Here is a 6,560-nt window from a genome sequence, read left to right as displayed (position 1 = left end):
CGATGAAAACAGCATCCAGTTTGCCCAGAGTATGATTTACACATATCAGCAGGAGCTGTGGGAGAACAACTGGGGTCAGGGGGTACACACGAATACATCAGGGGAAATTAAAAGAAGTGACGAAATGTATCATCTGGAAAATAAATTGTCCGGGATGGGATACCAGTTTATGATAACAAAAAATGAAAAACTGATTTACTCCAATCTTAAGGAAGAGGATATGCAGGCAGCGCGTTCTGTGGCGGGGGATGCAATTGATACGGCTAAGACACTGACTGCCAGCAGGCATGAGGTTTCTGTCATCAAGAACACATTTTACCACGGCGAGAAAGTTTTCTGCATTACAGCAGTCCACCGCCAGAAGACAGATGAGGGTGTGGTTAATTATCTAAAGAATTATATCTTAAAGTACTTGTATGGCATTATCATTTTCTTTGTAGTACTGACACTTTTTGTAAATGGGATCTCATCCTGGTGGATTTCAAGAAGTATTCTGAAACCGCTGGGCAGGCTGAGTATGGCGACAAAAGAAATCCGGGAAGGAAATCTGGATACCAGTATGAAAAGCCAGAATAAAGATGAGTTTGGGGAAGTATGCAGAGATTTTGATGAGATGCGGGTATATCTGAAAGAGTCTGTAGACCAGCGCCTGAGAGATGAAAAGCGCAGACGTTCTCTCATTACGGGTATCTCCCATGATTTAAGGACACCTTTGACGTCCATCAGTGGTTATCTGGACGGACTGATGGATGGAATAGCAGATACTCCCGAAAAGAGAATGCGCTATTTGCAGGCGATTAAGACCAGAACAGGTAATCTTGTAAGCCTGGTAGACAGCCTTTCCGAGTTCAGCAGGCTGGATAATGGTTTTCGGTACCGCATGGAGGAAGGTGATTTCAAAGAATTTGTAGAGCAATACCTGGAAACCTGCAGGCCTGATGCAGAGCACAACCAGGTTGAGATAGAGTTTATGTATGGAAAAGAGACATTTCCGGTACAGATTGACCGGGAGGAATTTAAGCGGGTATTTGACAATTTGTTTACGAACACAGTCAAGTACCGCATCTCTGATAAATCGCGGATTCAGATATCATTGAATCGTACTTTAACTGGAACGGATATTGAACTGGTATTTCAGGATGACGGACCAGGGGTGCCGGGAGAGAGCCTGGAGCAGATATTTGACAGTTTTTACCGGGTGGATGATGCTAGGAGCAAGTCAGAAAAAGGAAGCGGTATTGGGCTGGCAGTGGTTAAAGAGATTATTCTTGGGCACGGTGGTAACGTACAGGCAGAAAACAGGGAAGGACTGGCAATAATAATTCATTTGCCGGTTGCAGGGGAGGATATTGATGGAAAAAATACTGATCGTAGAAGACGATGAATTGATTGCAGAGCTGGAGCGGGATTATCTGGAGGCAAACGGGTTTGAGGCAGATATTGTTTTAGACGGACGGGAAGGAGAAAAAATGGCGAAAACCGGCGGATATGACGCCATTTTGCTGGATGTGATGCTCCCGGGGAAAACAGGCTTTGATGTATGCCGTGAGCTTAGGCGGTCTTTACACCTGCCGATTATTATGGTGACGGCAAAGAAAGATGACATTGATAAAATTCGGGGGCTGGGGCTGGGTGCAGACGATTATCTGGAAAAACCCTTCAGTCCTGCAGAATTGGTAGCCCGGGTCAAATCTCATATCCATATCCATAATCTGCTTCTGGATTCCCAGGAAGAAAAAGAAGAGACGGAGAATGAAATTGCTTATCAGAATCTCACCATTTTACCGAGATCCAGAATGGTGTATTTAGATGAAAAAGAAGTGGTACTGGTGAATAAGGAATTTGAACTTTTGCTTTTCATGGCTGAAAACCCCAATATTGTCTTTTCCAAGGACACTCTTTTTGACCGGGTATGGGGAATGGACTCTATGGGAGATGTTGCCACGGTAACGGTACATATTAACCGTTTGCGAGATAAACTGGGCAAGAATTCGAAAAAAACGCAGTTTATTGAAACCGTCTGGGGTGCCGGATACCGTTTCCGTATTAATTGACGGCAGTTGAAAAAAAGTATAGACCTTGAGCCGGCTCCAGGGTTTTGTAATCGGAAAATGTATGAAGATTGGAAAGGAGAATTAAGACATGTTAGGAAATTTTGTATATTCGAACCCAACAAAGCTTTATTTTGGGGAGGATTCGTTAAATTATTTGAATGAGGAGCTGACAAAGTACGGAAAGAACGTGCAGTTGGTATATGGCGGCGGTTCTATTAAAAAGACGGGTATCTATGACAAGGTGGTAACAATTTTAAAAGACAACGGAAAACAAGTCATTGAAGATGGAGGTGTTATGCCTAATCCGACTGTAGAGAAGCTTTATGAGGGAATTCAGATTGCAAGAGATAATCAGGTGGATTTTATTTTGGCGGTGGGCGGCGGTTCTTGCTGCGATTATGCCAAAGCAGTTTCAGTTTCTGTAAATTGTAAGGAGGATCCATGGGAGAAATATTTTTTGAAATTTGAGGATGTTGATGCCGATACAAAAATTATTCCGGTGGGATGTGTGCTGACTATGGTGGGTACAGGTTCTGAGATGAATGGAGGATCGGTTATTACAAATCATGAAAGCAAGCTGAAAATCGGACATATTTTTGGAGACAATGTATTTCCTAAGTTTGCGGTTTTAAATCCGGTCTTTACCTATTCATTGCCAAAGTATCAGATGACAGCGGGTTTTTACGATATTATGAATCATATCTGCGAACAGTATTTCTCAGGTGAAGATGACAATACATCCGATTATCTGATGGAAGGATTGATGAGGTCACTAATCCACAGCTCCAGAATCGCAATACAGAATCCGGAAAACTATGAGGCCAGAAGTAACATTATGTGGACGGCTGCATGGGCATTGAATACATTGGCTGCTATGGGAAAATCCACGGACTGGATGGTGCATATGCTTGGTCAGGCAGTGGGCGCACACACCGATGCCACCCATGGGATGACGCTTTCTGCCGTGTCCCTGCCCTATTACCGATATATCATGCCTTATGGACTTGAAAAATTTAAGCGCTTTGCCAGGAATGTCTGGGATGTAGATCCGGAGGGTAAAACCGATGAAGAAATTGCGGCAGAAGGATTAAATGCCATGGAGGCATGGATGAGAGAAATCGGTGTTGTGATGAATATCAGAGAGCTGGGCGTGACGGAAGATATGCTGGAAGATCTGGTTAAGAGTACGCTTGTTATGGAAGGCGGATATAAGGTGCTGACACAGGAAGAAATTAAGGATATTTTTGATAAAAGCTTAACAATGTTCTAAAAATAGAGTAGAACAGAAAAAAGAAGAATCAGATCCAAAATCAATCCAAAAATCAGATCAAAAGTCAAACCAAAAGTTAAACTAAAAATCAAACTAAAAATCAGAAGCGGGTATTCAAAAGATATTATTTCTAAGAATACCTGTTTTTGATTTTTTTACTTTTACTTTTTTTGTTTCATCACATTTTAAAATTTAGCTGTATGCTTTCATCACCCTGAATCACCCTGAACGACCCTAGTAATCACCCTAGGAATTACCCTAGGAACCACCCTAGGAATCACTCCTGGAACCACTCTCGGAATCACCCTTGGAATCACTCTTGAGAATCACCCTTGAGTCACCTAGGAATTCACCCTCGGTATCCACTTGGATACCCCTTTGAATCTCATATGACTTTGAAAAAACTATGGAAGTGCATTTAATATAAATATTTGTTATTGAATATAGACTTTGATATGATAAAAGAAGATAAGATTTATTTTGCAGCGTTTTCTGGGGAAGAGGAGAAAAAGACGAATGAGAATAGCGGTGGTGGATGATTCAATTGGAGATGCACAGCGTATTGTTACCTATTTGGAGCAGTTTCAGGCGGAACATGATCTGAACTTCCAGACGAAAGTATTTTATGCCAGCCTGGACTTTCTGGAAGAATATGATGGGGATTATGATGTTATTTTTTTGGACATTGAAATGCCCGGCAGCAATGGGTTAGAGGCAGCACGGGAAATACGGGAGAGAGACCAGGCTGTGGGAATTATCTTTGTCACCAGCCTTGCTCAGTACGCCATTGACGGATACGAAGTTCAGGCGATTGATTTCATGGTAAAACCTGTGGGTTATTACAATTTTTCCATGAAACTGGAAAAAGCATTTCGTTTTATGGAAAGCCATAGAGAGCAGGACATCTTGATTAGCAATAAAGACGGAATTGTTCGAATTACAGTTTCCGATATTCTTTATATGGAAAAAGACCGGGATTATCTTCTGTTTTATACCAGACATGGCTGTTCCCGGACAAGGGGGAGTATGAAGGAAATGAAGGCGAAACTGGAATCTCTTCCATTCTCAGAATGTAACTCCGGCTGCGTAATTAATTTAAATTATGTAAGACGGGTGGGAAAGGACAGCGTCGTGCTGACATCCGATCAGGAACTGCCTCTTTCCAGACGGTTAAAAAAACAATTTGCACAGGATTACATTAATTTTATGGGAGGTCTGTAATATGATATACCACATTTTAGATAACCTTTGGATTCAATTCCCCTTTCAGCTGCTTATTTCAGAAAGCATCTTTTTGCTGGATGTGCCAAAAAGGAAGAACTTCGTACTGCGGCTGGTGATTTGCCTGGCTTTGCAGATTGGGTTGAGCGCATATTTGGAATCTGTACTTATGCTTTTGCTGCCGGACTCCTTATTTCAATATGTTTTGTTGTATTTGAGCTATGCACTGTTTACGGTTATTCCCATTTTAGGCAGCTTTGATATTGGAATGCGGGAGCTTATTTTTATTTTGGCAGGCGGTTATGCTGTGGAACATATGATTTTTGCACTGAGCAGAATCATGAAGAACCTGGTGCAGAGCGTGTATCTGGTAAATGAAAGTCTGCTTCCGCTTCTGATTACACAATATTTAATTTATCCCCTTGGTGCAGGTGTCATATACCTGTTCATTATCCGGACTAAGAAAAAAGAGAATCAGTTAAGGGACAGTGATTTTCGGATTGCTGTGCTTGGGTTTGTCATTATGGTTTTTGCCATTGGTTTTAGTGTTTATTGGTCCTATCCCCAGGAATATAAAGGCACCCGCATGGGAGAGATTATCTGCCCGGCATACAGCTTTCTATGCTGCGCCCTTGTCCTGCTGATGGAATATTATGTGCTTCGGGAAAACAGCATGAAGCGTGATCAGGAAATGATGGAACAGCTTCTTCAGGTATCTCATTCCCAGCAGAAAAGTTCCAAAGATGCCATTGATATTATTAACATGAAATGCCATGATTTAAAGCACCAGATAAAAGCCCTGGCTAAAATGGAAGATAACCGGTCAAGAACAGAGTATTTACAGGAGATCCGGGACGCGGTATCCATTTATGATGCTACCTACCACACGGGCTGCAGTGCGCTGGACTATGTACTCCGGGAAAAGACGCTGCTGTTCAATGAAGGAAGAATTGAGTTTAGCTGTATGGTGGAGGGCAGTATGATTTCTTACATCACTTCTGCAGATGTGTATGCCCTTATGGGAAATGCATTGGATAATGCACTGGAACGTGTGATGAAGGAAAGAGATGGGGAGCGGATCATTAGTTTTCAGATTAAGCATCACCATGATATGGTGCTGATTCATCTGGAGAACCGATGCAGCAGTACGTTAAGGTTTGAAAACGGAATGCCGGTCACTGATAAAGAGGACAAAGCAAGGCACGGGTTTGGAGTGAAAAGTATGGCGTATATTGTAGAAAAATACCACGGTGAACTGATGATGTCTGTAGGGCATGGTAAGTTCAATCTGGATATCCTGTTTCCCCGGACCTGCCGGTTATCGTAAAAAAGCGACCGGTTTTCGCATTATCATTTAGGAGAAAGATTCCCTGATATAATAAACATAGTCAAAGAAATAAACCACTATTTTAAATTAAGGGAGGAAGAAAAATGATTCAATTTTTAATTGACTGGCTGACACCTGTTTTTACTGGCATGGGTGTGAGCGAAACGGATGTACAGCGGTATGTGCAAACGCTGAGCGGTTATATTTATACAATTGCCGGGCTGTTTGCCGCTGCTGTAGTTGTAATGATTGCCGCACACTGGATAGTGAAGAAAGGAACCAGACATGTGGTCCGCTGGGCAGCCGGTATTTCCTGGATACTGATTGTGACCGTACTGGTAAATGTTATCTCCTTTGGACCTATGTACAACAATCTGGCTCCGATTCTGAACGGAAGAGGCTCTGTTTCCGAAGAGACGATAGAAACGTCCCGGGAGATCATCAAAGAGGCTGGCGCAGAAGGACTGACACTGGTAAAAAACCAGGGGGTTTTGCCTTTGGAAGCAAACGCTAATGTAAATGTATTTGGATGGGCTGCCACCAGTCCCATTTACGGAGGAACGGGAGCAGGAGCGGCTGATAATTCCGGTAGTGTGGATATTCTTACCTCTTTAACAGATGCCGGTTTTAACGTCAACCAAAGCCTGATTGATATGTATACCCAATATAGACCGGCAAGAAGTGCGGG

Annotated in this window: 5 protein-coding genes and 1 pseudogene; all 6 read left to right on the top strand. The window is 42.5% G+C overall.

Going from position 1 to position 6,560, the window contains the following annotated elements; translation table 11 throughout:
• On the top strand, positions 1–1,384 hold a 1,384-nt coding region (locus ACH2DQ_RS08515), incomplete at its 5' end, for a sensor histidine kinase (RefSeq protein ID WP_395026375.1).
• Positions 1,353–2,054: a response regulator transcription factor gene (locus tag ACH2DQ_RS08510; protein WP_394915439.1), complete on the top strand. Its 702-nt coding sequence runs from the start codon at positions 1,353–1,355 to the stop codon at positions 2,052–2,054. The genes ACH2DQ_RS08515 and ACH2DQ_RS08510, both read left to right, overlap by 32 nt.
• A gap of 88 nt (positions 2,055–2,142) precedes the next feature.
• Positions 2,143–3,324: an iron-containing alcohol dehydrogenase gene (locus ACH2DQ_RS08505; protein WP_394915440.1), complete on the top strand. Its 1,182-nt coding sequence runs from the start codon at positions 2,143–2,145 to the stop codon at positions 3,322–3,324.
• Positions 3,325–3,840: 516 nt separating this feature from the next.
• Entirely contained in the window at positions 3,841–4,545 is a 705-nt protein-coding gene (locus ACH2DQ_RS08500) for a LytR/AlgR family response regulator transcription factor (protein WP_394915441.1), read from the top strand.
• 1 nt (position 4,546) lies between these two features.
• Entirely contained in the window at positions 4,547–5,872 is a 1,326-nt protein-coding gene (locus tag ACH2DQ_RS08495) for a GHKL domain-containing protein (RefSeq protein WP_394915442.1), read from the top strand.
• A 104-nt stretch (positions 5,873–5,976) separates the two neighbouring features.
• Positions 5,977–6,560 (top strand): annotated as a pseudogene (locus ACH2DQ_RS08490) (beta-glucosidase); the annotation flags it as partial.

The sequence above is a fragment of the Robinsoniella sp. genome (assembly GCF_034124845.1).
Note: the sequence above shows the minus strand (reverse complement) of the source record. Positions and strands in the feature narration are given on the sequence as shown.

Excerpts from the sequence above, each read along its gene's own strand:
- ACH2DQ_RS08510 (WP_394915439.1), top strand. The coding sequence starts at position 1,353 with ATGGAAAAAATACTGATCGTAGAAGACGATGAATTGATTGCAGAGCTG.
- ACH2DQ_RS08500 (WP_394915441.1), top strand. The coding sequence starts at position 3,841 with ATGAGAATAGCGGTGGTGGATGATTCAATTGGAGATGCACAGCGTATT.
- ACH2DQ_RS08495 (WP_394915442.1), top strand. The coding sequence starts at position 4,547 with ATGATATACCACATTTTAGATAACCTTTGGATTCAATTCCCCTTTCAG.
- ACH2DQ_RS08505 (WP_394915440.1), top strand. The coding sequence starts at position 2,143 with ATGTTAGGAAATTTTGTATATTCGAACCCAACAAAGCTTTATTTTGGG.